Consider the following 25,783-nt stretch of genomic DNA (forward strand, 5'->3'; position numbering starts at 1 on the left):
GAAGTTAAGTGTGCCGAATAATTACCGCGAACGGCAGCGGGACTTCCCCTGAATAGCAGTAGGCTACCTCATTTACAATTTTATCTCGCGGCGGCGATTCGCGTGGGGGGGCATTCCTACCACATGTGGTATCTCCTCACGACTCCGGTAAGCGCCCGAACGTTAGACGCCACAGCCATTCATCGACAGTGGCGACTCGAGATTCCTTCGAGGGCCAGCATCTGAAACGCTTTTGGTTTCAGCAAGTGATGACGCCTCACGATCTTGAAATCGGGTAGACGTAACGCCCTTCGACGTTGAGCCGCACACGCCGCATTGCCAGTAACGATGGCTGGACGCCGACTAAAACAGCTGAATTCGATGCAATTTTGTGGCCCTGGTGATCTGCATTGAATAATTCGGACCACCTGGAATGTTAGTTTTTCGGCAAACTTTACCCTTAAAAAAGGAAGGCTTTGCCATGAAACGCACGCGCTTTTCAGTCGAACAGATTGTCTCAGTACTGAAGCAAGCGGAGTCGAGCATGCCGGTCGCAGATCTCATCCGGCACGTCGGTATTTCTGAACAGACGTTCTACCGATGGAAAAATCGGTATGCCGGCATGTAGTTAGATCAAATTCGCGAACTCAAACAGTTGGTTACTGGGCTGAGCCTGGACAAAGCCATTCTGCATGACGTCGCGTCAAAAAAGTGGCCCGGCCCGCGCTGAGGCAAGACGTGGTGGATTACGTGATCATCCACTATGGATTTACCCTGAGGCGGGCCTGCAGGCTTGTCTAGCAACCACGTAGCGTGCAGTATTACCATAGGGAGAAAGGCCGCAGGTCTGACGCAGGAAAAGCTGGGAGTACTTGCCGGCGTTGACGAGATGCCCGCTAGCACTCGCATGAACCAATACGAACGCGGCAAGCACGCGCTCGACTATTTGATCGTCGAACGTATCGCTGGGATCCTAAATCTCCCGACGCCTTACTTCTTATCTTCGGATATCTCAGAAGCCAAGCTGCTGGTCGCGTAACATCGCCTGAGTAGCGAGGACAAAGTCCGTCTTTTGTCCCAAGCTCTGGAAATGATCGGAGAGGAAAACTGATCGCGCGGCACACGAATTCTGCGGTGTGAAGCAGTCAGCGCGTTGATAGTCATTTTGTTGGTCGCTGACACAGAAAACAAAAAAGCCCTTGAAAATTCAAGGGCTTCATTGTGTGCTTGGCGGAGAGGGTGGGATTCGAACCCACGGTACGGTATAACCGTACACCGGATTTCGAGTCCGGCGCATTCGACCACTCTGCCACCTCTCCAAGCGTTCTTTCTGCTTTGGTTCGCTGCCTAAGTGGCCTCAAGCAGCGAGAAAGAGATTATAGCCGAATTTCTTCAGCCGCCAACCCCCTTTCCAAACTTTTTTACGCAGCCGGCGCAAGACGCTCGATGCCGCCCATATACGGACGCAGCACATCGGGCACGGTCACCGAACCGTCGGCGTTCTGGTAATTCTCCAGCACCGCGACCAGCGCGCGTCCCACGGCCAACCCCGAACCGTTGAGCGTATGCACCAACTCCGGCTTGCCCTGCGCATTGCGAAAACGTGCCTGCATCCGCCGCGCCTGGAAGCTCTCCATGTTCGAACACGACGAAATCTCGCGGTAAGTGTTCTGCGCTGGAATCCACACCTCCATGTCGTACGTCTTCGCGCTGCCGAAGCCCATGTCGCCCGTACACAGCACAATCGTGCGGAACGGTAGTTCGAGCTTCTTCAGAATCGCTTCCGCATGCCCCACCAGCATCTCCAGCGCATCGTACGACTCCTCCGGACGCACCACATGCACCAACTCGACCTTGTCGAACTGGTGCTGACGAATCATGCCGCGCGTGTCCTTGCCATAGCTGCCCGCTTCCGAACGGAAACACGGCGTATGCGCCACCATGCGCAGCGGCAACGCATCGCCCGCCAGCAATTCGTCGCGCACGAGGTTCGTCAGCGACACTTCCGCCGTCGGAATCAAATAGAAGTTCTCGATCCGCTCGCCATCCTCACCGCCCACCTTGCGCGGCACCTTGAACAGGTCGTCCTCGAACTTCGGAAGCTGCCCCGTGCCACGCATCGACGCCGCATTCACGATGTACGGCACGTACGTTTCCGTATAGCCATGCTCGCTCGTGTGCGTATCGAGCATGAACTGCGCTAACGCTCGATGCAGACGGGCAATGCCGCCCTTCATCACCGAAAAGCGCGCACCGGCGAGTTTCGCCGCCGCGTCGAAGTCCAGACCCAGCGCAGCGCCCAGATCGACGTGGTCGCGCGGCGCGAAGTCGAACGCGCGCGGCGTGCCCCAACGGCGCACCTCCACGTTCTGCGTCTCGTCGGCGCCCAGCGGCACGCTCTCGTGCGGCAAGTTCGGCACACCCAGCAACACGTCCGACAGACGCGTCTGAATCTCCTCCAGACGTACCGACGACACCTTGAGCGTGTCCGCAATGCCGCCGACTTCCGCGATTTCGGCCGAGGCGTCCTCGCCCTTGCCCTTCTTCATGCCGACCTGCTTCGAGAGCGCATTGCGGCGGGCCTGCAACTCCTCGGTTTGCGTCTGAATCTGCTTGCGCTCCGCCTCGAGCGCAGCAAACGTCGCCACGTCCAGCGTATAGCCGCGCGCCTTGAGTCGCGCCGCAACGCCGTCGAGATCCTTGCGAAGAAGTTGAATGTCGAGCATGGTGGGGTGTCTGTCGTTAGCGGCCCATCGTCGTGGGCCAAAAAATTCGTTCTGGCTGCCCGCTTGCCCATCAAGGCACCGGAGGCAGCATCAAGCCAGGGATTTTACCAAACGCTCACGGCGATTTCGCCATTTGGCGCGTTTTGCGATGGCAGCCGCAGCCGCGTCAGGCCGATTCATCGTCGGAAGGCTCGGCTGGCGCAGGCTTGCCGGAAGACGTCGCCCCCGCGCCCGATGGCTTGGCCGCGGCGTCGGCTTGACGCCCCTTGGTGTTCGCGCGCCGCCACTCGGCGTCGAGCGACTTCAACCAGTTGAGCTTCTCCCCAATCTTGCCCTCCAGCCCCCGCGGCACCGGACGGTACCAATGTTGGGCGCGCAAATCGTCGGGGAAATACGTCTCGCCCGCCGCGTAGGCATCGGGCTCGTCATGCGCATAGCGGTACTCGTGGCCGTAGCCGAGTTCCTTCATCAACTTTGTCGGCGCGTTGCGCAGATGGATCGGCACCGCCCGCGACTTGTCCTTGCCGACGAATGCCCGCGCCTGATTGTATGCGTTATAGCCCGCGTTCGACTTCGGCGCCGCCGCAAGGTACAAGATGGCCTGCGCGAGGGCAAGTTCGCCTTCAGGCGTGCCGAGGCGCTCGTAAGTCTCCGCCGCGTCGAGCGCGATGCGCGCCGCGCGCGGATCGGCCAGACCGATGTCCTCCCACGCCATGCGCACAATCCGGCGCGCGAGATAGCGCGGATCGGCGCCGCCATCGAGCATGCGGCAGAACCAGTACAGCGCACCGTCCGGCGAGCTGCCCCGCACCGACTTGTGCAACGCGCTGATCTGGTCGTAGAACGCATCGCCGCCCTTGTCGAAGCGCCGTAGATTCTCGGCGAGCACGCTGGCGAGCAACGCTTCGTCAATCGTCGTGACGTTCTGCATCGCCGCCGCCTGCGCGACGATCTCCACGTTGTTGAGCAGCTTGCGGCCATCGCCGTCCGCCGAATCGATCAGGCCCTGGCGCGCTTCGTCCGTAAATCCGATGTCGCCCAGTTCATGCGCGGCGCGCACGATCATCTCGCCGAGTTCGTCGTCATTCAGGCTCTTGAGCACATACACGGCCGCGCGTGAGAGCAACGCGCCATTCACCTCGAACGACGGATTCTCTGTCGTCGCCCCCACGAAAATGAAGAGCCCCGATTCGACGTGCGGCAGGAACGCGTCCTGCTGCGCCTTGTTGAAGCGATGCACCTCGTCGACGAACACGACGGTTTGCTTGCCCTGCCCGCGCTGGATCTGCGCGGCCTCGACGGCGTCGCGAATATCCTTGACGCCCGAGAGCACCGCTGACAGCGCGATGAAGTACGCCTTGAATGCATCCGCCATCAGGCGCGCCAGCGTGGTCTTGCCCACGCCCGGCGGGCCCCACAGAATCATCGAGTGCGGACGCCCCGCTTCGAACGCCACGCGCAAAGGTTTCCCCTTGCCCAGCAAATGGCGCTGGCCAATCACGTCGTCGATGGTACGGGGGCGCAGGCGCTCGGCCAAAGGCACCGAAGCCGACAGAGGGGCGTCGTTGGACATGTTCTCAAGCAGCGCGGCCGGGGAGTCCCCGGCCGCTTTCGGATCGTCAGATGTCCCCATTATGCCAGCCCGGACACCGCCCCGCCGGCAAGTAACGCCACCGAGGACGGGCACATCATGGACTGATGCGGACGAAGCGCGTTCAACCCTTGATCAGATCGGCCCCCTTGGGCATCGTGAACTTGAAGTTGTCCGCCGACATCGGCGGATTCTTCTGGATCTTGTCGAACGTCAACAACGTGACGTTGCCGAAGGCGTCATAGAGCTCCATTGCCGCCAGGTTACCGTCGCGAAACCCGATACCCACGCGCTGGAACTGCGTGTCTTTCGCCTTCGGCTTCAGCTCCACCCAGTCGATGCCGTTCTTCACGCCGGCGTCCTTGAGGGTGAAATTCTTCTCGATGTCGTTGCTGCCGAACAGGATCGCCGCCGGGCTCGCGCCCAAGGAAGCGCCCAGCTTGCGCTCGGTCACCTGGTTCAGATCCTTGTCATAGATGTAGAGCGTCTCGCCGTCGGCCTGCAGCAGTTGGTCGTAAGGCTTGACGTAGCGCCAGATGAAGCGGCCCGGGCGCGCAAACTCGAAGGTTCCCGAGGCTGCGTTCGACACCTTCACGGCCCCGTCCTGCTGGCCCTTGACCTGCTTCTGCTCAAACTCGCCACGCGCCGACTTCACTTGCGCGACAAACGCCTTGAGCTGCGCCGTGCCACTGGCATAGGCGGGGGCAACCAGCGCCGCCAGCGTCACACCAACAGCACCCGCGATAAGCGGCAAGCCGCGCTTGAATCCCAACATATTCCTTACTCTCCTTCGCGATTCGGCACCAGAATATCCCGGTTACCGTTGCTCGCCATCGCCGACACAACGCCGGACTGTTCCATCTGTTCGAGCAGTCGCGCCGCCCGGTTGTAGCCGATGCGCAGATGCCGCTGTACCAACGAAATCGACGCACGGCGCTGCTTGAGCACCACGGCCACGGCCTGATCGTACAGCGGGTCGGACTCGCCGCCGCCCTCGCCGGTTCCACCGCCCGCGCCACCGGCGCCGTCGATGCCGCCGTCTTCACCGTCGACAACGCCGTCCAGAATGCCCTCGACGTAATTCGCCTCGCCCTGCTCCCGCAGGCGCTCGACCACGCGATGCACTTCGTCATCGGCCACGAACGCCCCGTGCACCCGCAACGGCAATCCCGTGCCCGGCGGCATGTAAAGCATGTCGCCCATCCCCAGCAACGTCTCGGCCCCCTGCTGATCGAGAATGGTGCGCGAATCGATCTTTGACGACACCTGGAACGCCACGCGCGTCGGCACGTTCGCCTTGATCAACCCGGTAATGACATCGACCGACGGACGCTGCGTTGCCAGAATCAGGTGGATACCCGCCGCGCGCGCCTTCTGCGCGATGCGCGCGATCAGCTCTTCGACCTTCTTGCCGACGACCATCATCAGGTCGGCCAACTCGTCGATCACCACGACGATATACGGCAGGCGCTGCAGCGGCTCCGGCGCGTCGGGCGTGAGCGAGAACGGATTCGGGATGTGCTCTTCGCGCTTGGCGGCATCGTCGATCTTGTTGTTGTAACCGGCGAGGTTGCGCACCCCGAGCTTGCTCATGAGCTTGTAGCGACGCTCCATCTCGGCCACTACCCAATTCAGCGCATGGCCCGCCTGACGCATGTCCGTGACCACCGGGCACAGCAGATGCTGGATGCCTTCGTACATGCTCATTTCGAGCATCTTGGGATCGATCAGGATCAGCCGCACCTGCTCGGCGGTCGCCTTGTAGAGCAGCGACAGGATCATCGCGTTGATCCCCACCGACTTGCCCGAGCCCGTAGTACCGGCTACCAGCAAGTGCGGCATCTTCGCCAGATCGGCCACCACCGGCTTGCCGCTGATGTCCTTGCCCAGCGCGAGCGTGAGCAGCGATGCCGAGTCGTTGTAGATCTCGGAGCCGAGAATCTCCGTCAACCGCACCGTCTGACGACGCGGATTCGGCAGTTCCAGCCCCATGAAGTTCTTGCCGGGAATCGTTTCGACCACGCGAATCGATACGAGCGACAGCGAACGCGCCAGATCCTTCGCAAGGTTGACGATCTGGCTGCCCTTCACGCCGGTAGCCGGTTCGATCTCATAGCGCGTGATGACCGGCCCCGGATAGGCAGCCACGACGCTCACGTCGACGCCAAAATCCTTGAGCTTCTTCTCGATGAGGCGTGACGTGAATTCCAGCGTCTCGGCCGAGACGGTTTCCTGTGCGGCCGGGGCGGCGTCGAGCAACGCGAGCGGCGGAAGAATGGAATCGGGCAGATCGGCAAAGAGCGGCGCCTGCTTTTCCTTCTCGACACGCTCGCTCCTGGCCACGACCTTGACGGGCGGCACGATCTGCACCGGTTCGTGCACCTCCGCACGCACGCGGTTCTGCACGATGGCGCCCTCGCGTGCGATCGCGGCCTCCTCGCCCAGCCGACGGTCCTGACGCGCCTCGCGGCGCCGGCGGATCACGGTGCCGGTATCGAGAATCAGCGCGCCGAACTGCTCGGCAACGCTCAGCCACGAGAAATGGAACAGCAGCGACAGGCCGAAAACGAAGATGAGCAGCAATGCCAGCGTGCCGCCGGTGAACCCGAACGCGTGCTGGAAGAAGCCGCCGACCGTCTCGCCGATCACGCCGCCCGAGGCTCGCGGCAATTGGGCTTTGAGGCGATATAGACGCAGTGACTCGATGCCGGCACTGGAGAGCAACAGCATCAGGGACGAAACGATCTCGACCCATCCACCGCTGGCCAGCCGTTCGCGCAGCGGGGGCGCTTCGCGCTTGGCCGAGATCCGGCGATAGCCGGAAATCACGCGCCGGGCGATGAACACCACCAGCCAATACGCGGAAAGGCCCAGCATGAGCAGCAGCATGTCGGCCACCCAGGCACCCACGCGCCCCGCCCAATTGGCGATGCGCTCCACGTGCGCCGCATGCGTCCAGCTGGGGTCCAGACGGCTGTAGGACAGCAACGCCATCAACAGGAACACCATCAGCGCGACCTGCGCCATCCAGCGAATTTCATGGAAGAGGTGCGTCACCCGGTTGGGTAACGACGATCCGGCACCAGCAGAGTAGGAAGATTTCGTCGTCATCAAGCCATGCGGTTGGGCGGGCAGACGGGCGGCCTGCCGCGCGGCAAGGCTCCATTGTAAACAACTATTCCCCCACTTAATGCACGAATACGTGACAAGCCGTAACGCCGGGGCTCCCGGCGGCCTTCGGCAGACGGCCGCGACCGGGCACTCACCCGCCCTGGTGGCACGCGGGCTATCGCGTCGATTGCAAGACTCGATCAACGAAACGACGTCGGCCCCTTATAATGGCGGTTTGCGCCAATCCCCGCGCCGCGCCATTGCGGTGCAGGATCGGATCGGGCGCCAGCCCCCATCCCTTTCCGGTGAGTTCTCGTTCATGTCCGTTGCCAAGCACGCCAAAGTCCTGATTCTCGGTTCCGGCCCCGCCGGTTACAGCGCCGCCGTCTATGCCGCGCGCGCCAACCTCAAGCCCGTGCTGATCACGGGCATCGCCCAGGGCGGCCAGTTGATGACCACGACGGACGTCGAGAACTGGCCCGGCGACCCGACCGGCGTGCAAGGCCCCGAGCTCATGGCCCGCATGCAGGCCCACGCCGAGCACTTCAACACCGAGATGATCTTCGATCACATTCACACGGTGCATCTGAATGAGCGTCCGCTGCGTCTGATCGGCGATTCCGGCGAATACACCGCCGATGCCCTGATCATCGCCACGGGTGCCTCGGCACAATATCTCGGCCTGCCGTCGGAAGACGCCTTCTCGGGCCGCGGCGTGTCCGCCTGCGCCACGTGCGACGGCTTCTTCTACAAGGGCAAGGAAGTCTGCGTGGTCGGCGGCGGCAACACGGCCGTCGAGGAAGCGTTGTACCTCTCCAACATCGCCAGCAAGGTCACCGTGATCCATCGTCGCGACAAGTTCCGCGCCGAGCCGATCCTGATCGACCGTCTGCTGGAGAAGGCCAAGCAAGGCGCGGTCGAACTCAAGTACGACACTGTGCTCGACGAAGTCACCGGCGACGACTCGGGCGTGACCGGCATTCGCATCAAGAACGTGAAGACCGGCGCCAGCGAAGCCATCGCGCTGCATGGCGTGTTCATCGCCATCGGCCACAAGCCGAACACCGACATCTTCGAAGGCCAGCTCGAGATGAAGAACGGCTACATCGTCACGCACAGCGGCCTGAACGGCAACGCCACGGCCACCAGCGTGCCGGGCGTGTTCGCGGCGGGCGACGTGCAGGATCACGTCTACCGTCAAGCCATTACCAGCGCCGGCACGGGCTGCATGGCCGCGCTCGACGCCCAGCGTTATCTCGAAAACCTCGATCAGTAACCGCTGAATGACCTGCGACGGCGCCCTCGCCACGTGAAATTTCACACGCCGGGGGCGCCGTTGTCGTTTGATCTCCCACCGTCCTTGTTCGCACGACCATGAGCAAGAAGCCGCCCAAACTCAGCCTCGGCGATCTCGCCGGCCTGCGCGACACGATCGCCAAGGAATCGGCCGCGCGCGAAGCCGAACGCCTGGCCGCAGCCAAACGCGCTGCGCAAGCCAAGCGCGATGCCAACGTGTTCCGCGACAGCGTGGGCGACATCGCCCCGATCGCTCGCAAGGGCGCGACCGATCGCGTGGAGCATCCCCGCCAGCCGCCCGAACCGGTGGCCCGTCAGACACAGGAAGACGAAGCGGCCGTCCTGCACGAATCGCTGTCGGACGAGTTCGATCCCGAAGCCCTGCTCGACACCGACGATCGCCTGTCCTATCGCCGCCCCGGCATCAGTCACGACGCCCTGCTCAAGCTGCAGCGCGGCGAATGGGTGGTGCAGGCGCAGATCGACCTGCATGGCATGCGTCGCGACGAAGCCCGCGAGGCGCTGTCCGCCTTCCTGAACGACGCCGTGAAGCGCGGCCTGCGTTGCGTGCGCGTAATCCACGGCAAGGGACTCGGTTCCGTGAACCGAGAACCTGTGCTCAAGGACAAGGTGCGAGGCTGGCTGGCGCAAAAGGACCAAGTGCTGGCCTGGGCGCAAGCCCAAAGACGCGACGGCGGCAGTGGCGCGTTGGTCGTTCTGCTCCAGGGTGCGCAGACGCGAGCGCCGCGCGGGTAGTCCACGCGCCCCGGCGCGCGCCGAACACACCACGTCGCACGCCGTCGCACACGCCATCGCAGGCGTGGCAAATGTCGCAAACGTCATCGCCGCAGCCTAAGCTCCATAAACGCCAAAGGGCGACGCCGCGTGCGCAGTCGTCGCCCTCCTCCGTCCAGCCCTTTGCGTCTCGCCCCGCTCGCCGCCGCAACCTCGCGACGACGCCCGAGCCGGCGTCAGACCGCTTGCTCGCCCTCTTCGCCCGTACGAATGCGGATCACGCGCTCGACATCGGTCACAAAGATCTTGCCGTCACCGATCTTGCCGGTGCGCGCCGCGCTCAATACCGCGTCGATGACCTGATCGGCCTGTGCCGAGCCGACGACCACTTCGATCTTGATCTTCGGCAGGAAGTCGACCACGTATTCGGCGCCGCGATACAGTTCCGTGTGACCCTTTTGACGGCCGAAGCCCTTCACTTCCGTGACGGTCAGGCCGGTCACGCCGACTTCGGCCAGCGCTTCGCGGACTTCGTCGAGCTTGAAGGGTTTGATGATGGCAGTTACGCGTTTCATTGTCGCCTCGATATCTTGGTTGGATTGTTCTGAGAATTCGCCGGGCTATTGTACCGGTCCGCGCAAGGCGCGCCGATCACAGTACGCTCAGGCATGCGGGTCGTCGGGCACGGTGTCCAGGTCGGCGAGCCACACCACCGACTCTGAATCGCTCGGGGCGCGCCAGTCGCCGCGCGGTGAGAGCGACCCGCCCGTGCCGACCTTTGGCGCGTTCGGAATGCACGACCGCTTGAACTGACTGGTGCGGAAGAATCGGTCCAGAAAAATGCGCAGATTACGCTTGATCGCCACCAGATCGTACGCGTGATGCGAAACGTGGCCTTCGTCAGGCCAGCGCCCCGTCGAGGCATCGTGCCAGGCGCTCCACGAGAGAAACGCCACCTTGCGCGGTGCGTAGCCGAAACGCAGCGTGTAGTAGAGGTTGAAGTCCTGCAACGCGTAAGGCCCGATGAAATGCTCGGTGCGCTGCTCCGGCGCGCCGTTGGCCTTGCCCGGCACGAGTTCCGGGCTGATTTCCGTCTCCAGGATATCGATGAGCACATTGCGACGCGATTCGGCGTCCTTGCCTGTCTTGCTGGCAGGCTTGGCCGACGCCGCGCCGCCCAACTGCCCGGTTTCAGCCACCCATCGCACGAGGTGCATGATGAGCGTCTTGGGCACGCTGGCGTTCACGTTGTAGTGCGACATATGGTCGCCGACGCCGTACGTGCACCACCCCAGCGCCAGTTCGCTCAGATCGCCGGTGCCGATCACGATCGCGCCCAGGTGATTCGCGAGCCGGAACAGATGATTGGTGCGCTCGCCCGCTTGTACGTTCTCGAACGTAACGTCGTAGACTTCCTCCCCCCGCGAAAACGGATGGTCGAGGTCTGCGAGCATCTGCATGCAACTCGGGCGGATGTCGATCTCACGCGCCGTGCAGCCCACCGCCGTCATCAGCTCGCGCGCCTGGCGCAGCGTTCGCTCGCTCGTGGCGAAACCGGGCATGGTGTAGGCAAGGATGTTCGTGCGCGGCAGCCCGAGCCGATCCATGACCTTCGCGCACACGAGCAGCGCATGCGTCGAATCCAGGCCACCGGACACCCCGATCACGACTTTCCGAATCTTCGAGGATGACAGGCGCTGCATCAGCGCCTGCACCTGGATGTTGTAGACCTCGTGGCAGCGCTCGTCGCGGCGGCGCGGGTCGGACGGCACGTACGGGAAGCGTTCGATGGCGCGCGAGAGCGGCAGCTCGACGTTGCGCGGCATCGCGACATCGACCTTGATCGTGCGAAAGCGCGCTACCTCGTCGGCGTGGCGGCGCACCGACACCCCGAACGTCGTCTGATGCATGCGCTCGCGCGCGAGCCGCTCCAGATCGACGTCCGCATAAATCAGATGCGAGTCGCTGGCGAAGCGCGCCGACTCGGCCAGCAGGTCGCCGTTCTCATAGATGAGCGCCTGGCCATCCCACGCGAGATCGGTCGTCGATTCGCCCTGCCCGGCCGACGTATACAAATAGGCGGCGAGGCATCGCGCCGACTGCTGCCCGACCAGTTGATGCCGATACGCCGACTTGCCGACGACCACGTTCGATGCCGACAGGTTCACGAGTACCGTCGCGCCCGCCAGCGCCGCGAACGACGACGGCGGCACGGGCACCCAGACGTCCTCGCAAATCTCGCAGTGAAAGCGCAGCAACGGCTGGTCGGCCGCCTCGAAGACGAGTGCACCGAACGGCACCTCGTCGCCAAGCAGCGTCACCGTGTCGACGCCCGCGTCATCGGCCGCGTTGAACTGACGCGCTTCGTAGAACTCGCTGTAGTTCGGCAGGTAGGTCTTGGGAACCACGCCATGCACGCGTCCGCGCGCGACGACCACTGCGCAGTTGAACAGGCGTTGCTGCACGCGCACCGGCATGCCCACGATCAGCGCGGCACCCAGTTCTCGGCTCGCCGCCACGATGCCGGCCAGCGCCACGTTGCAGGCGTCGAGCAACGCGCGCTGCTGGAACAGGTCTTCGCAGCTATAGGCGGGAATGCCGAGTTCAGGGAAGGCGACGAGCACGGCGCCCGCGGCATCGGCCTGCTTCGCGAGGGCAATGGTCTGCGCGGCGTTGTAGGCAGGATCGGCGACACGGCATTGCGGCACTCCGACGGCCACACGCGCGAAATCGTGATTGTAGAGATTGAGAAATCGGTTGGTCATGTCGGCGGCTACGAAGCATCGTCCCTGTGCCGATACGACGGCAGGCGAAGGCACCATGGGCCGACGCCCGCCCGGCGCGAGCGGCGGACGTGAGAATCGCCAGTATATTACGCGCGACGCCGCCATGCCGGGCGTCGGCGCATGGCAGGGCGGCGTCAGGACGCCGGGCGTTTGAACGGCGTATGGGCCTCCAGCTCGCCGATATGTTCGTCCATCGCCGAGGTCTCCGCATCGAGAAACTCGGCAATGGCGTCGGCGAAGCGCGCATCGGCAATCCAGTGGGCCGACCAGGTAGGCGTGGGCAGCAGACCGCGCGACATCTTGTGCACCCCCTGCGCCCCGCCCTCGAAGCTGCGCAGCCCATGCGCGATGCAATACTCGATGCCCTGCGCATAGCACGTCTCGAAGTGCATGCCGGAGACGAATTCGGTCGTGCCCCAGTACCGTCCGTACATCGTGTCGCCACTCACCACATTGAGCGCGCATGCCAACGGCTCGCCTTCGCGCTCGGCCATGACGAGCAGCAGCGTGTCGGGCATCGCCGCATGCCACTGATCAAAAAAGGCGCGGGTCAGATACGGCGCATTCCAGTGTTCGCGATACGTGTTGTCGTAGCACTGATAAAAGAAATCGAGCGCGGCTTCGTCGATGTCGGCACCGCGCAGCCAGCGGTACGTTACCCCGGCATCGCGCACGCGCCGGCGATCCTGTTTGAGCTTCTTGCGCTTTTCCTGATTCATCTGCGCGAGAAACGCGTCGAACGAGGCGACGCCCGGGTTCTCCCAATGAAACTGCACACCCTCGCGCAGTGCATAGCCGGCCTCGGTGAGCGCCGCCAGATCGTCGTCGTGCGCGAACAGCACGTGAATCGACGACAACTCGAGCTGCTTCGCGAACGCGATCGCGCCACGGGCGAGCGCGACCCGGTCGGCGTGGGTGCGCGCCAGCAGACGCGGCCCCGTCACGGGCGAGAACGGCACCGCGCACAATAGTTTCGGGTAGTAGTTCAGGCCATGACGCGCAAACGCCTCAGCCCACGCGTGATCGAACACATACTCGCCGCGCGAATGCGATTTGACGTAGAGCGGCATGGCGCCCACGAGGCTGTCGCCGGCATGCATGAGCAGATAGGCCGGCTGCCAGCCGGTGCGCTTCGACGCGCATCCACTCGTATGCATCGCATGCAGGAACGTGTGCTGCACGAACGGGTTGCCGCCCGCGAGCGCATTCCACGCGTCGGCCGGCACGTCTTCAATCGATTGCACTACACGGATGACTACGTCGCTGCTCACCGCTCACCTCGTCTGCGAACCTGCCAGCCGACGTTTCGGCCGTCGGCATTCAACTCCCCAACTGGCCGCCATTGTCGCCGAACTTGGCGAGGCTTTCAGCGGGCAACAAAAAAGCCCGGCACACGGCCGGGCTTCTCGAGCGTCGACGAGCGACGCCGCAGGCGAAAATCGCTTACTTCTTGGCGTTGGCCACGCCGTCGACGATTTCCTTGTGGGCAGCTTCGATGCCTTCCCAGCCTTCGATCTTGACCCACTTGCCCTTCTCGAGCGCCTTGTAGTTCTCGAAGAAGTGCTTGATCTGGTCCTTCAGGTAACCCGGCACGTCGTCGATCGACTTCATGTGCGCCGTCATCGGGCAGATCTTGTCGACCGGCACGACCACCAGCTTGGCGTCCACGCCCGACTCATCGGTCATGTTGAGCAGGCCCAGGGCGCGGCAGCGCACGATCGAGCCCGCCAGCAGCGGGAACGGCGTGACGACCAGCGCGTCAACCGGGTCGCCGTCACCGGACAGCGTTTGCGGAATGAAACCGTAGTTGGCCGGGTAACGCATGCCCGTGCCGATAAAACGGTCGACCACCAGCAGGCCCAATTCCTTGTCCGCCTCGTACTTCACCGGGTCGCTCTGCGCCGGGATCTCGATGATGACGTTGAAATCGTTGGGGATGTCCTTGCCGGCAGGCACGTGGTTGAAGCTCATGATGGCATTCCTGTGTATGAAAAAGGGCATGCCGCCGCACGGCGTGCACGCCCGCCAACCCGCCGGATGCCACGCCGCCCGACGGCAATCGGGCGCGAAACATTATAGCGGGTTTGCTTGTAACGCCGGCAGCCGGGCCAGCCGCTGCGACGTGAGCTCGCCCACGTTCGCGCAGCCGAGCAGTTGCATCGTCGTGTGCAACTCGCCCAGCAGCAGCGCGAGCACCCCGGCCACACCCTCGCCGCCGCGCGCCGCCACGCCGTACAGCGGCGCACGACCGAGCAACACGCCCTTGGCACCCAGCGCAACGGCCTTGGCCACGTCGGCGCCGCGCCGCACGCCGCCATCGAGAAACACCGCCATCGCGGGACCGCGGGCGCTCAAGGCCTCGACGATCGGCGGCAGTGTCTCGAGCGGCGCGAGCGTGCTGCCCAATTGCCGTCCGCCATGGTTGGAGACGACGATGCCATCCGCGCCGTGCGCTTGCGCCAGGCGCGCATCCTCCACGGTCTGGATCCCCTTGACGAGCACTTCACCGGGCCAGTGGCGTCGCACCCAGGCCAGATCGTCCCAACCGAGCGACAGGTCCATCTGACGGCTCAGCACCGCCGCGTGACGCGCCAGATCGGCGCGCTCGCCCACACTCTTGGCGATGTTGCGCAGTTGCGGCGCGCCGTAGGCCAGCATCTGCCAGCTCCAGTGCGGATGGCGCACGCAGTCTGCAATGAGTCTCGGGGTCACGCGCAACGGCAACTTGAAGCCGTTGCGCACGTCGTGATCGCGCTTGCCGTGCACCGGCGTGTCGACCGTCAACAGCAGCGTGCGGAAACCCGCCTCACGCGCGCGGCGCATCATGCTCTCGGCAATGCGCCGGTCCTGCTGCACATAAAGCTGGAGCCACATCTCGCCGTCGGGCACCGCCGCGCGAACGTCTTCCAGCAGCGACGTCGACGCCGTCGACAACACGAACGGCAGCCCGGCATCGGCCGCCGCGCGGGCGAGCCGCTCATCGGCACGTGGCCAGAACAATCCGTTGAGCCCGGTCGGCCCCACGGCCATCGGGGCCGCGGCGTCACGCCCCCAAAACGTCGTCGCGCTCGAACATTGCGACGTATCGGTCATCACGCGCGGCGCAAAGCCCCACTGCGCAAACGCGTCGCGATTGCGGCGCAGCGCGTCGCCGTCTTCCGCCCCGCCCTCCAGGTAATCGAACGCCAGCTTCGTCAGACGCCGCCGGGCCGCCCGACGATAATCCTCCACGCAGGAAAACGCGTGCATTGCTCCCCCCAATCCTCATGTCCCCTCGCGGCACTCGCCACGCGGTCTCGATCCGCACCCCACGAGGGGCGATCTGGGCAATTCGTCACTTGCACACAAACAATTGCATTACAATCACAATCGTTACAATCCGAACATACTGGTACATTCCATGCCGCGCTTGCCCGCCCGGTCATCCGGCCGTACTGAAGTCGCGCCGGCCAAATCCGCCAACGTGACGGACGCCGCGCCGTCGACGCCGCGCTCGTCGCTCTTCGTCGGATCCACCGAAAAGACGTTTCAAGTGCTGCACGCCTTCGACGGCCCCGCGCGCTACATGACGCTTGGCGACATCGCCAAAGCGGCGGGGCTCGATCGCAGCGCGACGCAGCGACTCGTGCACACCCTCGAAGCGCTCGGCTATTTGTTTCGCGTACCCGAGACCCGTACCTACGGCCTGACCACCAAGGTGCTTCAGTTCTCGTACAACTACATCCGCGCGAACGATCTCGTCGAGAAAGCCGCGCCATATCTGCTCGACATCTTCCGCCGCGTCGGCGAAACGACCAACCTGCAGGAGCTTGACGGCCACGAGATCGTGTACATCGCGCGCTTTCCCGGCCAGCATCTCGTGAATATCGGCATCGTGGTCGGGGCGCGCCTGCCGGCGATGTACACCGCCTCCGGCATCGCGATGCTGTCGCGCCTGCCCGACGCACGCGTGCGGGAAATCCTCGCAAATACGTCGCTCGAACCGATGACGCCGTACACCACGACCGACGAAAAGAAGCTCCTCGAACGTATTCAGACAGCCGCACGACGCGGCTATGCCATCGTCGAAAGTGAAACCGTGATGGGGGACATTTCGGTTGCCGCGCCCATCACCGATCACGACGGATACGCGGTCGCGGCCATCAACATCTCGGTGCCGACCTCGCGCTGGACACGCGAGCGCGTCGAGGCCGAACTCGCGCCGCACGTTCAGGTCGCCGCCACCTCGATCTCGAAGTCGCGGATCTCGACCTTCCGCCGCTAAGCCCCTCATGCGGCGGTCGGCCCAGACGGCGCCAGACCTCAGCGTCCCTCGAAGATCGCCAGTTGTCGGGTCAATTCCTCGCGCAGCGCGGCCGACAATCCCGGTGCCGGCGGTAACAACGGCGCGAGCATCGCCGGGGCCTGCACGCCGATCAGATCCATCACCGACTTCATCGGCCCCGGGTTCGTCTCGGCAAACGCCAGGTTCATCAACGGAATGAGCGAGCGGTGCAGTTCGAGCGCGTCGCTCGTCCGGCCTTCCGACGCAAGCCTGAAGATGCGTTGCCACGCGCTCGGCAACAGCGACGCGGTCACCACGATGCCCCCTCGGGCGCCCGCCGCCACGTGCAACGGAAACAGCGTGTCTTCGCCGCTCAGCACGGCGAACGACGCGTCGACGCCCGCGATCGTGCGCAGGAAATGCCACATGTCGGTGTTGCACGCCTTCATGCCCACGATGTTCTCGTGGCGCGACAGTTCGTGCAGCACTTCCGGCGCAATCGCGATGCGCGTGCGATACGGAATCTCGTAGATCAGGATGGGCACCGGCGATTCGTCGGCATAGCGCAGGAAGTAGTCGCGGATACCGGCTTGCGTCGGGTTGGTGTAGTACGGGGTGAGCACGAGCAGGCCGTCGGCACCCGCTGCCGCGAAGTCGCGACCGGCTTCGATGGCGTCGTGATATCCCGGGTCGAGCACGCCCGCGATCACCGGCACGTCGCGGCCGTGCGCCTTCACTTCCTGAGCGGTGAGTTCGGCCATGCGCACGCGCTCGGCGCGCGAGAGCGCCCCATACTCGCCGGTGCCGCCGAGCGGCACCACGCCGTCGATGCCCTGCCCCAGCAGATACCGCATCAGCGCGCGCGCCGCGTCGGTGTGAATTGTGTCGTCGGCGTTCACCGGCGTGGGAATCGCCGGCAGAATGCCCTTCAGTTGTGCAGAGCGAAGCATGTGTTAAACGTCCGTGAATCGTGAGTTCGGTGAAATCGGATACCGCATCAGGTCGTCAGGCTGCGCCGGCGCAAGCGCTCGGCCACCCAGATGAGTGCGGCGATAAAAAGGAACAGGCACGTGGAGACCGCGGCGATCACCGGCGAGATCTGCATCGTGATCTCATCCCAGAACTGCTTGGGCAGGGTGGTCGACAGGCCGCCCGACGTGAACAGCGCGATCGTGAGTTCGTCGAACGAGGTGGCAAACGCGAACAGGAACGACGACAGCAGGCCCGCACCGAGAATCGGGAACGTGACGCGGCGCAGCGTCGCCCACGGACGCGCTCCCAGGCTGTAGGCCGCCAGGTCGAGTCGCGTGTCGTAGTTGCGCAGCACTGCCATCATCGTGATGACGACGTACGGCACGGCCACGACGGTATGCGCGAGGGTCAACCCGACGCTGGAGCCCACCAGCCCGATCTTGGCGAAGAAATAGAACACGCCCACGGCCAGGATCATGCGCGGCACCACGATGGGAGCGAGCACGAAGGCGAGCATCGCCGACTTGCCGCGCATGCCGCCGCGCACCAGCAAGAACGCGGCCGGCGTGCCGATCAGCATCGACAACAGCCCCGCACCGATCCCGACGAGCATCGAGCGCGTGACCGCCTGCATCCACAACGGGGACTCCCAGATCTGCTGATACCACTGCAGCGAGAAACCCTTCGGCGGCCAGGCCAGCCCCGAGGCCGAGTCGAACGACATCGGAATCATCAGCAGCGCCGGTGCAGCTAGAAACACCACCAGCAGAGCGACGATCGCGCGCAGCACGCGCCCATCGCCCTGCTCGCCCTTGTGACGCGGCATCGCACGCAACAGCAGATCGGTGGCACTGCCCAACGCCGAGAGCACCGTCTCGCCCAGCGCCCGGCTCCATCCGCCGCGCCGCTTGCCGGTCTTGACGTCGCCCGCGCCGCCGGCCATCGTCGACAGCCCGACCAGGCGGTCGTAGACGAAGAACACCACCAGCACCACGGCGAGCAGCAGCACCGAGATCGCGCCCGCGAAACCCCAATTCAATGCCTGCATCACCTGATCGATGATGAGCTGCGTAATCATCGTGTCGTGACGACCGCCGAGCAGCGTCGGCGTGATGAAGAAGCCGATCGATGTGACGAACACCATCAACGCGCCGGCGGCCACGCCCGGCAGCGACAACGGGAAATACACGCGCCAGAACACGGTGCCGGGGCGCGCCCCCAGCGTCGATGCCGCACTCGGCAAGCGACGATCGATGTTCTCCATGACGGAGAGCATCGTGAGCACCGCCAGCGGCATAAGCGCATGCACCATGCCGAGCAACACGGCCGGAAAGCTGTAGAGCAGCGAGAGCGGCGCATCGATCAGGCCCAGATCGAGCAACGTTCGATTGATCACCCCATTGCGGCCGAGCAGCACCACCCAGGCAAACGTACGCACGAGAAAACTCGTCCAGAACGACAGCAGCAGCCAGAACAGCAGCCGCTGCTTGCGCGCGCCGCTCAGCGTCGAGAGCCGATAGGCAATCGGATAGCCCGTGAGCACCGCGAAGAAGGTCGTGTATAGCGAGACCTTGAGTGTGATGAGCAACACCTCGACGTACACCGACGAGGCGAACAAGCGCTGATATTCGGCGAGTGTGAAGCCGCTCTCGCCGCGAATGCTCAGCAGCAACAATTGACCGACCGGATAAATCAGCATCACCGCCAGCAGAATGACGATGGGCGCGGCCATGAGCAGCGGGCGCAGGCGCGCACGCCAGCGGGCCCGACGCGGCGCCGGCTGAGCGGGACGGGACGAAGAAGGACGAACCACGGCGGATGCACTCATCGCTTACCCCGCGATCGCCACGGCGTCGTCGGCACGCCATGCGAGGCCGAGCGTCTGCCCGATCTCGAAACGGTTGCCACGACGATGTGTCGGGAACGACGCCACGAGCGACTTGCCTACGCCGCCCCCCTCGGCCACCGCCCCTCCCATCACCGACGACTGCAGGTACAGCTTCGTCATGCCGCCCGTGACCATGATGTCGGTGAGCTTCGCCGAGATCGTCGCCACGCCATCGCGGTGACCGTCATCGCCACCGACGGCGCCATCGTGGATGTGCAGGTTCTGCGGACGCAGCAGCAGTTTGACCGCACGGCCCGGCTCGACCTTCGGGTCATAGACCATCGCGCCGGCCCCCCGCGCACCGTCCACGCCCGGCATCGCCACGCGCACCTGATCGCCCGCGCGCTCAAGCACCGTGGCGTCGAGCAGGTTGGACTCCCCGAGGAAATCGGCCACGAACACGCTCGACGGACGGAAATACAGGTCGTCCGGCGTGCCCAGTTGCGCGATTTCCCCGGCGTTCATCAGGCAAATGCGATCGGACATCGTCATCGCTTCTTCCTGATCGTGCGTCACGTACACGATGGTGGTGCCGAGTTCGCGGTGAATGCGCTTGATCTCCAATTGCATGTGATCGCGCAACTTCTTGTCGAGCGCGCCCAGCGGCTCGTCCATCAAAATGATCGACGGCCGGTAGACCATGCAACGTGCCAGGGCGATGCGCTGCTGCTGCCCTCCCGAGAGTTCACGCGGATAGCGCTCTGCGACATGCGGCAGATGCACCATCTCCAGCGCGTTCATGACCATCTTTCGAGCGGCCTGTGCGTCGGTGCGACGCATTTGCAACGGGAATGCGATGTTCTCCGCCACGGTCATGTGCGGGAACAGCGCGTAGTTCTGGAACACCATACCGATGTCGCGCTCGTACGGCGCGCCGTAGGTGACATCGGTCCCGTTGATGCGGATGGCGCCCGCATCGGGCTGCGACAGACCCGCGATGAGCGAGAGCAAGGTGGTCTTGCCCGAGCCGCTTGGGCCGAGCAAGGTCAGGAATTCGCCCTGGGCGACATCGAGGTCGGTCGGGGCAAGCGCGACGAAATCGCCGTAGCGCTTGGACAGACCCGACACTTGGAGATTGGCAACGGTCATGAGATCAGCACCTTAAAATGCATGAAACGGAACGACAGGTGAGGATCAGGTCAGGATCCAACGGTTGAATCGCTCGAGCGCCACGCTCTGGTTCTGCTGCCAGAACTTCGCGTTGATCTGCACGCCACTCTTCATGTTCTCGGGGAACGTCGGGCAGTGCTTTGCAATCTCGGGCTTGACGTAGTTGAACGCCTCGGGCTGCGTCATCCCGGCCGGGAAGAACTTGGTCAGCTCGGCCTGACGCTTCGGATCGCTCACGAACTTGATGAACTCGCGGCAAGCACCGGCGTTCGGCGTGCCCTTGAGGATCGACCAGTTGTCACACCCCCAGATGTTCTGGTTCCACACGATCTCCACGGGCGCGCCGTTGGCCTGCGCCGACTGCGCGCGCGAAGCCCACGTGGCGACCATGTCGACCTCGCCCGAGCCGAGCATCTGTTCGAGCTGTGCGCCGGTGGTCCACCACACGTCCACATGCTTCGCAATCTTGTCCAGGCTCTTGAATGCACGATCGAAGTCGCACGGATACACGGCGCCGGACGCCACGCCGTCGGCCAGCAGCGCTTCTTCGATGGTGTCGAACGGGTACTTGCGCATGGCGCGACGGCCCGGGAAATCCTTCACGTTCCACAGATCGGCCCACGACGCCGGCGCCTTGCGGCCCTTGAACGCATCGGTACGATAGGCGAGCACCGTCGAGTAAATGTTGGTCCCCACGCCGAACGGCGACATGTACTGCGCGGGAATCTTCGCGATGACGGGATCCGACTCGAGACCGTGGCGCTCCAGATACTCCTTGCCGCCCCCCGTCAGCAGCAGGATTGCGGGCTGGCTGATCTTGGCCATGTCCCACGTGTAGCTACCCGCCTCGACCATGCTCTTGATCTGCGCGGTCGGCTCCGCGTTGGCCTGTACCCCCACAACCTCGATGCCCGTCGCCTTGGCAAAGGGCTTGTAGAACACGGCGTCGTACGCCTTGTTGTAGATCCCGCCATCGTCGCGCACGACAATGCGCTTGGTGGCCGCGCGCGAGGACGTCCATACGAACGGGAACGCCACGGCCGCGGCACCGACCAGCGCCGTCTTCATGGCCGTGCGACGGCCCGGCTGTGCGAGCGACGCAGTGTCGTTGTCGGCGTGGGTGTCAGCGATGTCGGCGGTGTCGAGCGGGCTTGCGAAGGTCTTGCGTTTCATCTTGATCTCCGGTCTTGACTGGGAGGGTGGGCGCGGTGGCGGTGTGCGACTTCGGCACAGCCGCCGCGCGCGCGGTTATGGCAAAACAAACAGCAACACGTGAGATGACTCAGGGAACGAGACGTCCCGGATTGAACAACTGGTGGGGGTCGAGGGCCGCCTTCACGGTGCGCATGAGCGCGAGTTCCGCCGGCGCCTTGTAGCGCTGCATGAGCGGCAACCCCGTCTGCCCGACGCCGTGCTCGGCGCTGAACGTGCCGGACAGCCGCGCGGCCACGTCGTTCACGCAGGCGCGCAGGGTATCGCCCATCGACGCACTGTCGGGGAGCGCCGCCCACGCGGCCAACGAGAACATCGGGATGAAGTGCACGTTGCCGTCGCCCACATGGCCGACGACGGCGATGTCGAGTCCCGGCACGACGGTGTGCACGGCGCGCGTGGCGGCGTCGATGAATTCGGGCACGCTCGACACCGGCACGGCGCAATCCGTCGTCAGCCCGACGGTGGTCTTTTTGTTGGCTTCGCTCACGCTGTGGCGCACTTCCCAGAGATCGGCGCGCTGCGTGTCGTTCGCCGCGATGACGGCGTCGTCAGCCAGCCCTTGTTCGATGGCGTCGCCCAGCGTCTGCGTCAGCACGGTTTCGAGCCCTTCGGCGTCGCGCGTGTCGCTCAGCTCGACCAGCACATGCCAGGCGTGCGCGTGCGCGAGCGGGTTGCGGCGATTCGGCACATTGGCCAGCACCAGATCGAGCTGGTGACGATTCATGATTTCAAAGGCCGACAGGCGTGAGCCGCAAGCGTTCTGGAACATGCCGAGAATCTGTTGCGCGGCGGCGGGGTCGCGCGGCGCAAACCATGCGAGCGCATGCTGCGTGGGCAGCGGATGCAGCTTGAGCGCGGCGGCCGTGATGATACCCAGCGTGCCCTCCGCCCCGATGAAAAGATGCTTGAGATCGATCCCCGTGTTGTCCTTGCGAAGCGCGCGCAGACCTTCCCATATCGTGCCGTCGGCCAGCACGACTTCCAGGCCCAGCACGTTCTCGCGCGTGTTGCCGTAGCGCAGCACGCTGGTGCCGCCCGCGTTGGTCGAGAGCGTGCCGCCGATCTGGCACGACCCCTCGGCACCCAGACTCACCGGATACAAGCGACCGACGCCGGCCGCCGTCTCCTGCACCGTTTTCAGAATGCACCCGGCCTCGACGATCATCGACCCGTTGGCCGCATCGACCTGCCGGATGCGACGCATCCGCGCCAGATTCAGAATGACCGGCGCCGGACCGCCGCTCGGCGGCACCGCCCCGCCGCACAGGCTGGTGTTGCCGCCCTGCGGCAGGATCGAGACCCCCGCGGCGGCGCATAGCTTGACGACATCGCTTACCTGCGCGGTGGTCGACGGCAGCACGACACACAGCGCCTCGCCCCGGTAACGACCGCGCCAGTCCTCCGTGTAACCGGCGGTATCGGGCGCATCGCTGAGCACGGCGTCGGCGCCTAGTGCGTCTTGCAACCGGGGGATCAGCGTCTCGCGCGTCACTGCGTCGTTCATTGCCTGCGTACTCCTGAATGCTTCGCTTCAACGATCTCGCCACGGTGCCTGTCACGGGGCGCGGCAAGCGGTGGGGCCACGCCAGATGCCCATCTGGCGATTCAATGCAATCAAGGATAGGCGATAAAAAATTGCAATAAAATCTCTTTAATTGCAATGCAATCGTTTTAGGTGTTTGTGCGGATGTAACTCATGCGACGGTCAACGCCCTCGTGAGTTAAGTGATAATGAGGGTCACCCCCACACGAGGTGACGTCGTCATGCCCGAAGCTACACACTTCATTGGCAACCAATGGGTCGCGCCCGCGAAGAGCCCTACGATTCCTGTCGTGGATCCTTCCGACGGACAAGTCTTCACCCAGATCGCCCGCGGCGACGCCGAGGACATCGACCGTGCCGTGAAGGCGGCGCGCGCAGCCTTCGACGGCGACTGGGGGCGCACTCCCGCCGCCGAGCGCGGCCGCGTTCTCTACGCGATGGCGAATGTGCTCGCTCAGCACCACGAGGCGTTGGCGCAGCTCGAAGCTCGCGACACTGGCAAGCCGCTCAAGCAGGCGCGCGCCGATGCCGCTGCCATCGTGCGCTATTTCGAGTTCTACGCCGGGGCCGCCGACAAGCTGCACGGCGAGACGATCCCCTACCAGCCAGGCTTTACCGTCTTCACCCTGCGTGAACCGCACGGCGTGACCGGTCACATCATTCCGTGGAATTACCCGCTGCAGATCTTCGGGCGCAGCGTCGCCGCAGCCCTTGCGACCGGCAACGCCTGTGTGGTGAAACCGGCGGAAGACGCCTGCCTGTCGCTGCGGCGCGTGGCCGAACTGTCGATCGACGCCGGGCTGCCGCCGGGCGCGCTCAATATCGTGACCGGATACGGCGCCGAGGCGGGTGCGTCACTCGCGCGGCATCCGGGCATCGATCACATCTCGTTTACCGGATCGCCCGCGACCGGCACGCTGATCTCGCAGATGGCCGCGGAAAACCATACGCCCGTCACGCTCGAACTTGGCGGCAAATCGCCGCAGATCGTTTTCGCCGACGCCGACATGGACGCCGTGCTACCCGTCGTGGTCAACGCCATCGTGCAGAACGCCGGACAGACGTGTTCCGCCGGCAGCCGTCTGCTCATCGAGCGCGACGCCTACGAGCGCCTGCTCGCGCGTCTGGCCGAGGCGTTCGCACATCTGCGCGTGGGACCGTCGCAGGACGATCTCGATCTCGGCCCGCTGATCAGTGCCCGCCAGCAGCAACGCGTGTGGGACTTCCTGTCCGAAGCGCAGCACGATGGCATCGCGGTGATGTCGCAGGGCGAAGTCGTCGGCAGCGCACCGGAAACCGGGTTCTATCAGGCCCCCACGCTCCTGCGCGACGTTCCCGCCAGCCATCGCCTGGCCCGCGAGGAAGTGTTCGGCCCGGTGCTCGCCGCCATGCCGTTTATTGACGAGGCCGACGCTGTGCGGCTGGCCAACGGCACGCCCTACGGTCTGGCCGCCGGTGTCTGGACGCGCGACGGCGCACGCCAGATGCGCCTGGCACGCGACATTCGCGCGGGACAGGTCTTCATCAACAACTACGGCGCGGGCGGCGGCGTGGAGCTGCCGTTCGGCGGGAGGAAGCACTCCGGCCACGGGCGCGAAAAGGGCTTCGAAGCCCTCTATGGCTTCACGACGCTCAAGACCGTGGCCATCCGGCACGGTTGAATCGCAGCACCCATTGCGCACTCCCTGATGTAGATCGCGGCGAAGCATCGAGCGCACGCCTTGTGTCCGACGCTTCGCCATCCCCAGGCAATTCAGGAGACAAGGCATGCGTTTGCAAGAGAAAGTGGCCATCGTCACGGGCGCCGGTTCCGGCTTCGGCGAGGGCATCGCCAGGACATTTGCGCGCGAAGGCGCCGCCGTCATCGTGAACGACCTGAACCGCGAGGCCGGCGAGCGCGTGGCCGACGACATCGCCAAGGCCGGTGGGCGTGCGGCGTTCGTATGCGGCGACGTGTCCCGCGAGGACGATCACGTCACCCTGCTCGACGAAGCCGTCACGCACTTCGGCCATCTCGACATCGTCGTCAACAACGCGGGCACCACGCATCGCAACAAGCCGCTGCTCGAAGTCACCGAAGCGGAGTTCGATCGCGTCTACGCCGTGAACGTCAAGAGCATTTTCTGGAGCGCACGCGCGGTCATGCCGTACTTCCTGCAGCGCGGCGCCGGCGTGATGATCAATATTGCGTCGACGGCGGGTGTACGGCCGCGTCCGGGACTCGTCTGGTACAACGGCAGCAAAGGGGCCGTGATTACCGCGAGCAAGGCCATGGCCGCCGAGTTCGGCCCGAAGAACATCCGCGTGAACTGCGTCAACCCGGTCATCGGCGATACCGGATTGACCGCCGAATTCATGGGCGTGCCGAACACCCCCGAGAACCGCGCCAAATTCCTCGCCGGGATTCCGCTCGGGCGCTTCTCCACGCCGCAGGACATTGCCAACGCGTGCCTCTACCTCGCCAGCGACGACGCCGCTTTCATCACCGGCGTGTGCCTGGAGGTCGACGGCGGACGCTGCATTTGATCGACCCATCGTTTTTGCAGTCGGTAATCCCGTAGTTGTCG

General features: G+C 64.4%; 20 protein-coding genes, 1 tRNA gene and 1 pseudogene. 7 read left to right on the forward strand and 15 right to left on the reverse strand.

The annotated features are described in order from the left end of the window. Positions 1-460 precede the first annotated feature (460 nt). Together PSO31014_RS22685 and PSO31014_RS22840 are read left to right on the forward strand one after the other, a co-directional pair. Positions 461-777, forward strand: a pseudogene (locus PSO31014_RS22685) (transposase); the annotation flags it as partial. A gap of 109 nt (positions 778-886) precedes the next feature. Further along, positions 887-1,018, forward strand: a complete 132-nt coding sequence (locus PSO31014_RS22840) for a hypothetical protein (RefSeq protein ID WP_281349097.1) — start codon at positions 887-889, stop codon at positions 1,016-1,018. 189 nt (positions 1,019-1,207) lie between these two features. Here PSO31014_RS22840 and PSO31014_RS13045 read toward each other — a convergent pair. The 5 genes from PSO31014_RS13045 to PSO31014_RS13065 all read right to left on the reverse strand — a co-directional run bounded on the left by PSO31014_RS13045 (position 1,208) and on the right by PSO31014_RS13065 (position 7,407). Beyond that, positions 1,208-1,298: transfer RNA gene (locus PSO31014_RS13045), tRNA-Ser, on the reverse strand. Between the two features lie 102 nt (positions 1,299-1,400). After that, positions 1,401-2,705: a serine--tRNA ligase gene (gene serS, locus PSO31014_RS13050; protein WP_150552008.1), complete on the reverse strand. Its 1,305-nt coding sequence runs from the start codon at positions 2,703-2,705 to the stop codon at positions 1,401-1,403. A 166-nt stretch (positions 2,706-2,871) separates the two neighbouring features. Beyond that, positions 2,872-4,278 (reverse strand): replication-associated recombination protein A, encoded by a 1,407-nt coding sequence (locus PSO31014_RS13055; protein ID WP_150552009.1) that lies wholly within the window; start codon positions 4,276-4,278, stop codon positions 2,872-2,874. 142 nt (positions 4,279-4,420) lie between these two features. Beyond that, a complete protein-coding gene (lolA, locus tag PSO31014_RS13060) occupies positions 4,421-5,071 on the reverse strand; it encodes an outer membrane lipoprotein chaperone LolA (protein WP_150552010.1) in 651 nt (216 codons plus the stop codon). A gap of 5 nt (positions 5,072-5,076) precedes the next feature. Further along, on the reverse strand, positions 5,077-7,407 hold the full coding sequence (locus tag PSO31014_RS13065; RefSeq protein WP_039830646.1) for a DNA translocase FtsK: 2,331 nt from the start codon (positions 7,405-7,407) through the stop codon (positions 5,077-5,079). A gap of 319 nt (positions 7,408-7,726) precedes the next feature. On the opposite strand from PSO31014_RS13065, the gene trxB reads away from it, so the two are divergent. Then, the gene (trxB, locus tag PSO31014_RS13070) at positions 7,727-8,683 is read left to right on the forward strand and encodes a thioredoxin-disulfide reductase (RefSeq protein ID WP_026132246.1); all 957 of its coding nucleotides are present in this window, start codon (positions 7,727-7,729) and stop codon (positions 8,681-8,683) included. 98 nt (positions 8,684-8,781) lie between these two features. Next, a complete protein-coding gene (locus PSO31014_RS13075) occupies positions 8,782-9,459 on the forward strand; it encodes a Smr/MutS family protein (protein WP_150552011.1) in 678 nt (225 codons plus the stop codon). Positions 9,460-9,674: 215 nt separating this feature from the next. Here the strand turns inward: PSO31014_RS13075 and PSO31014_RS13080 are convergent, their stop codons facing one another. The 5 genes from PSO31014_RS13080 to PSO31014_RS13100 all read right to left on the reverse strand — a co-directional run bounded on the left by PSO31014_RS13080 (position 9,675) and on the right by PSO31014_RS13100 (position 15,473). Continuing rightward, on the reverse strand, positions 9,675-10,013 hold the full coding sequence (locus PSO31014_RS13080; protein WP_150552012.1) for a P-II family nitrogen regulator: 339 nt from the start codon (positions 10,011-10,013) through the stop codon (positions 9,675-9,677). Positions 10,014-10,100: 87 nt separating this feature from the next. After that, complete coding sequence (locus PSO31014_RS13085) at positions 10,101-12,203, reverse strand: NAD(+) synthase (protein WP_150552013.1); 2,103 nt, start codon at positions 12,201-12,203, stop codon at positions 10,101-10,103. Positions 12,204-12,358: 155 nt separating this feature from the next. Beyond that, on the reverse strand, positions 12,359-13,495 hold the full coding sequence (locus tag PSO31014_RS13090) for a GNAT family N-acetyltransferase (RefSeq protein ID WP_150552014.1): 1,137 nt from the start codon (positions 13,493-13,495) through the stop codon (positions 12,359-12,361). A gap of 172 nt (positions 13,496-13,667) precedes the next feature. Beyond that, on the reverse strand, positions 13,668-14,195 hold the full coding sequence (gene ppa, locus PSO31014_RS13095; RefSeq protein ID WP_017235373.1) for an inorganic diphosphatase: 528 nt from the start codon (positions 14,193-14,195) through the stop codon (positions 13,668-13,670). Positions 14,196-14,297: 102 nt separating this feature from the next. After that, positions 14,298-15,473, reverse strand: a complete 1,176-nt coding sequence (locus PSO31014_RS13100) for an alpha-hydroxy acid oxidase (RefSeq protein WP_150552015.1) — start codon at positions 15,471-15,473, stop codon at positions 14,298-14,300. A gap of 151 nt (positions 15,474-15,624) precedes the next feature. Here PSO31014_RS13100 and PSO31014_RS13105 point away from each other — a divergent pair, with 151 nt between their 5' ends. Continuing rightward, on the forward strand, positions 15,625-16,488 hold the full coding sequence (locus PSO31014_RS13105; RefSeq protein WP_150552016.1) for an IclR family transcriptional regulator: 864 nt from the start codon (positions 15,625-15,627) through the stop codon (positions 16,486-16,488). A 38-nt stretch (positions 16,489-16,526) separates the two neighbouring features. Here PSO31014_RS13105 and PSO31014_RS13110 read toward each other — a convergent pair whose 3' ends face one another. The 5 genes from PSO31014_RS13110 to PSO31014_RS13130 all read right to left on the reverse strand — a co-directional run bounded on the left by PSO31014_RS13110 (position 16,527) and on the right by PSO31014_RS13130 (position 23,177). Further along, a complete protein-coding gene (locus PSO31014_RS13110) occupies positions 16,527-17,438 on the reverse strand; it encodes a dihydrodipicolinate synthase family protein (RefSeq protein ID WP_150552017.1) in 912 nt (303 codons plus the stop codon). Positions 17,439-17,485: 47 nt separating this feature from the next. Beyond that, the gene (locus PSO31014_RS13115; RefSeq protein WP_150552097.1) at positions 17,486-19,192 is read right to left on the reverse strand and encodes an ABC transporter permease subunit; all 1,707 of its coding nucleotides are present in this window, start codon (positions 19,190-19,192) and stop codon (positions 17,486-17,488) included. Between the two features lie 99 nt (positions 19,193-19,291). Beyond that, entirely contained in the window at positions 19,292-20,437 is a 1,146-nt protein-coding gene (locus PSO31014_RS13120) for an ABC transporter ATP-binding protein (RefSeq protein ID WP_150552018.1), read from the reverse strand. A gap of 45 nt (positions 20,438-20,482) precedes the next feature. Next, positions 20,483-21,526, reverse strand: coding sequence for an ABC transporter substrate-binding protein (locus PSO31014_RS13125; protein ID WP_174976509.1), 1,044 nt, complete (start codon positions 21,524-21,526; stop codon positions 20,483-20,485). 214 nt (positions 21,527-21,740) lie between these two features. Continuing rightward, positions 21,741-23,177, reverse strand: a complete 1,437-nt coding sequence (locus PSO31014_RS13130; protein ID WP_150552020.1) for an FAD-binding oxidoreductase — start codon at positions 23,175-23,177, stop codon at positions 21,741-21,743. Between the two features lie 260 nt (positions 23,178-23,437). Between PSO31014_RS13130 and PSO31014_RS13135 the strand changes: the two genes are divergently transcribed. Beyond that, positions 23,438-24,877 (forward strand): aldehyde dehydrogenase family protein, encoded by a 1,440-nt coding sequence (locus PSO31014_RS13135; protein ID WP_150552021.1) that lies wholly within the window; start codon positions 23,438-23,440, stop codon positions 24,875-24,877. 106 nt (positions 24,878-24,983) lie between these two features. Beyond that, positions 24,984-25,742 (forward strand): SDR family oxidoreductase, encoded by a 759-nt coding sequence (locus PSO31014_RS13140; RefSeq protein WP_150552022.1) that lies wholly within the window; start codon positions 24,984-24,986, stop codon positions 25,740-25,742. The last annotated feature ends 41 nt before the right edge of the window (positions 25,743-25,783 follow it).

Source organism: Pandoraea soli (assembly GCF_902459595.1).
GTDB classification, from domain to species: Bacteria; Pseudomonadota; Gammaproteobacteria; order Burkholderiales; family Burkholderiaceae; genus Pandoraea; species Pandoraea cepalis.